General features: G+C 68.6%; 5 protein-coding genes. All 5 read right to left on the bottom strand.

The window, feature by feature from the left end; all coding sequences use genetic code 11:
* Window positions 1–50: 50 nt before the first annotated feature.
* The 5 genes from rplI to VFX99_RS09620 all read right to left on the bottom strand — a co-directional run bounded on the left by rplI (window position 51) and on the right by VFX99_RS09620 (window position 3,108).
* Window positions 51–503 (bottom strand): 50S ribosomal protein L9, encoded by a 453-nt coding sequence (rplI, locus tag VFX99_RS09600; RefSeq protein ID WP_329666073.1) that lies wholly within the window; start codon window positions 501–503, stop codon window positions 51–53.
* A gap of 8 nt (window positions 504–511) precedes the next feature.
* Complete coding sequence (rpsR, locus tag VFX99_RS09605; protein WP_091701232.1) at window positions 512–766, bottom strand: 30S ribosomal protein S18; 255 nt, start codon at window positions 764–766, stop codon at window positions 512–514.
* A gap of 76 nt (window positions 767–842) precedes the next feature.
* Entirely contained in the window at window positions 843–1,349 is a 507-nt protein-coding gene (locus VFX99_RS09610) for a single-stranded DNA-binding protein (RefSeq protein ID WP_329666074.1), read from the bottom strand.
* Between the two features lie 4 nt (window positions 1,350–1,353).
* Window positions 1,354–1,737, bottom strand: a complete 384-nt coding sequence (gene rpsF, locus VFX99_RS09615; protein WP_329666075.1) for a 30S ribosomal protein S6 — start codon at window positions 1,735–1,737, stop codon at window positions 1,354–1,356.
* A 165-nt stretch (window positions 1,738–1,902) separates the two neighbouring features.
* Complete coding sequence (locus VFX99_RS09620; RefSeq protein WP_329666076.1) at window positions 1,903–3,108, bottom strand: acyl-CoA dehydrogenase family protein; 1,206 nt, start codon at window positions 3,106–3,108, stop codon at window positions 1,903–1,905.
* Window positions 3,109–3,260: the final 152 nt, after the last annotated feature.

A 3,260-nucleotide genomic window follows, 5' to 3' on the forward strand; every position in this document is an offset into this window, starting at 1 on the left:
CCCGGAAGAGGGTCGGGCTGCGGCATCCGTCGTGCCGTCTTGAAGACGTCCTACTTGGCGGCGACCACCTGGAGCGTGATCACAGCGGTGAGGTCGTCACGCAGGCGGATCGTCGCCTCGTGCTCGCCCACCGACTTGATCGGTGAGGTGATGTGGATCTTGCGCTTGTCGAGATCGCCCAGGCCCGCGGCCTTCACGGCGTCGGCGATGTCGCCGGTCTTGACCGAACCGAACAGCCGGCCTTCGGCTCCCGCCTTCACGGCGAGCTTGACCTTGTTGGACTCGAGCGCGTCCTTGAGCGCCACGGCCTCCTCGTGCACGTGGATCGCACGCGAGTCACGAGCCGCGCGAATCGACGCGACCTGCTTCTCGCCACCGCGCGTCCACGCCACGGCGAAGCCCTGTGGGATGAGGTAGTTGCGGGCGAACCCGTCCTTGACCTCGACTACGTCACCGGCGCTGCCCAGCCCGGCGACCTCGTTCGTGAGAATCAGCTTCGACATGGTGCTCCTTAGCGGCCGGCGCCGGCGTAGGGCAGGAGCGCCATCTCGCGCGCGTTCTTGATTGCGCGAGCGATGAGACGCTGCTCCTGCACGGAGACACCGGTGATACGACGGGCGCGGATCTTCCCGCGCTCCGAGATGAACTTGCGGAGGGTGGCGACATCCTTGTAGTCGATGACGCCGACGCGGGTGGGCTTCGCCGGGGCTGCGTTCTTCGCGCCCTTCCGCGGCTTGCGGCGGTCGCCGCTTGACTTTCCAGCCATGGTTATTCCTTACCGGTTGTGATCGGATGCTGCACTGAGTGGGTGCACTCGGGGCGCAGCATCCGGAATCTGTCTTCTAGAACGGAGTGTCGTCGCCGTAGGCGCCGGGAGCAGCCCATGAGTCGCCACCTGAAGCGCCGCCGGCTGCCGGAGCGGCCTGCGTGCCGGGCGTCGACCACGGCTCGTCGGAAGCGACCTGGCCGCGGGACTGCCCGCCGCCGGCCGCGCGCGTCACCTGAGCGGTGGCGTAGCGGAGCGAGGGGCCGATCTCGTCGACCTCGAGCTCGATCGCGGTGCGCTTCTCGCCCTCGCGGGTCTCGTAGGAGCGCTGCTTGAGGCGACCGGTCGCGATGACGCGGGAGCCCTTCGTCAGCGATCCGGCCACGTGCTCAGCGAACTCGCGCCACACGCTCGCGCGGAGGAACAGCGCTTCGCCGTCCTTCCACTCGTTGGCCTGGCGGTCGAAGTTGCGCGGCGTCGAAGCGATGGTGAAGTTCGCGACGGGAAGTCCGTTCTGCGTGTACCGCAGCTCGGGATCGGCCGTGAGGTTGCCCACGACGGTGATGATCGTCTCGCCGGCCATCTCCTTACGCGTCCTGCTTGACGGGCTTGGCGGGGCGAGCGGCCTTGCGGGCCGCCTTCTCCTCGGCGCGCACGCGCTCGGACTCGATGAGGGCGATCGCTTCCTCGGCGCGGAGAACCTTGGTGCGCATGACCTGCTCGTTGAGCTTGAGCTGGCGGTCCAGCTCCTGCGTGGCGGCGCTCGATGCGGTGAAGGCGACGACGGCGTAGACGCCTTCGGTCTTCTTCTGGATCTCATACGCGAGACGGCGGCGGCCCCAGATGTCGACGTTGTCGATCGAGCCACCGTCGTTCGTGATGACCTTCAGGAACTTGTCGAGCGTCGGGGCGACCTGACGCTCATCGATCTCGGGGCTCAGAATGACCATGAGTTCGTACTGGTGCGTCACTGACCCACCTCCTTCGGACTAGAACGGCTGCCGGGCATTTCCCGACAGCAGGAGGGTGTGTGCACGTCGTCGCGGGCTCACGCAGACAGAGCTGCAACCGGACAACCTGGACAGTCTACCGGATCCGATGCACGACGCCGAACCCGCGGCTCCGGCATCCATCGGTCAGCGGAACGCGCCGATACCCGTCAGGTGCTCGCCGAGGATCAGGGTGTGCACCTCGTCGGTGCCCTCGTAGGTGCGGACCGACTCGAGGTTGGCCGCGTGGCGGATCGGGGAGTGCTCGAGCAGCACGCCGTTGCCGCCCAGGATCGTGCGGGCTTCGCGGGCTATCGCGAGGGCCTCGCGCACGTTGTTGAGCTTGCCGAGCGAGATCTGTACGGGCTGGAGGATTCCGGCGTCCTTCGCCCGGCCCAGGTGCAGGGCGAGCAGCGCCCCCTTCTGCAGTTCGACGACCATATCGACCAGCTTCTGCTGCGTGAGCTGGAAGCCGGCGATCGGTCGGTCGAACTGCTCCCGGCCCAGTGCGTAGCGGAGAGCGGCCTCGTAGCTGTCGCGGCCGGCGCCGAGCGCACCCCACACGATTCCGTAGCGGGCTTCGTTGAGCGCCGAGAACGGACCGCGCAGCCCGCGCGCGCCCGGCAGCATTGCGGATGCCGGCAGCCGCACGTCGTCGAAATGCAGCTCGCTCTGCACCGATGCCCGCAGTGACAGCTTCGGCTCCAACACGGTGATGTGAAGGCCAGGCGAATCCGCGGGCACGATGAAGCCGCGCACGCCGTCTTCGGTCTGCGCCCACACGACGCACAGCTGGGCGATCGACGCGAGTCCGATCCAGCGCTTCGACCCGGCGAGCACCCAATCCTCGCCGTCGCGGCGCGCGAAGGTTCTCATTCGTGACGGGTCGGAACCCGCGGTGGGCTCGGTGAGGCCGAAGCTGCCGATGACCTCGCCGCGCGCCATCCGCGGCAGCCACTCCTGCTTCTGCTGCTCGCTGCCCCAGCGGTGGATCGAGCCCATCGCCAGCGAGCCCTGCACCGACACGAACGTGCGGATTCCCGAGTCGCCGGCCTCCAGCTCGAGGGCTGCCAGTCCGTACTGCACGGCGCTGCGGCCGGGGCATCCGTATCCTTCCAGCTCCATGCCGAGCAGGCCGAGCTCGCCCAGCGCCGGCGCGAGCTCGGCCGGAAAGTGGGCCCGGTCGAACCAGTCGGCGATGTGCGGGCGGATCCGCTCATCGACGAAGGCGCGTACGCGGTTGCGCACGCCTCGCTCGTCGTCACTCAGCAGCGCGTCGATGCCCAGGACGTCGGAGGCCGCCCGCAGCGCGTCGAGATCGCCGGGATCCCGGGCCGAGTCGCTTCGCGCCATCAACAGACCTCCTCGTCGCGTGCACAACTCCTCCTCTCCTCGCCGTGCCCGCCCCGTGTCCGTCCGCTCAGGCGCAAGGGCGACCGAATCGGCGGAGTTGTGCACGCGACCGAGCCTGCGCGCGTTCCACTCAGCGGCCTGCCGGCTCCGCC

Origin of the sequence: Microbacterium sp., assembly GCF_036277215.1 — a bacterium.
Taxonomy (GTDB): Bacteria; Actinomycetota; Actinomycetes; order Actinomycetales; family Microbacteriaceae; genus Microbacterium.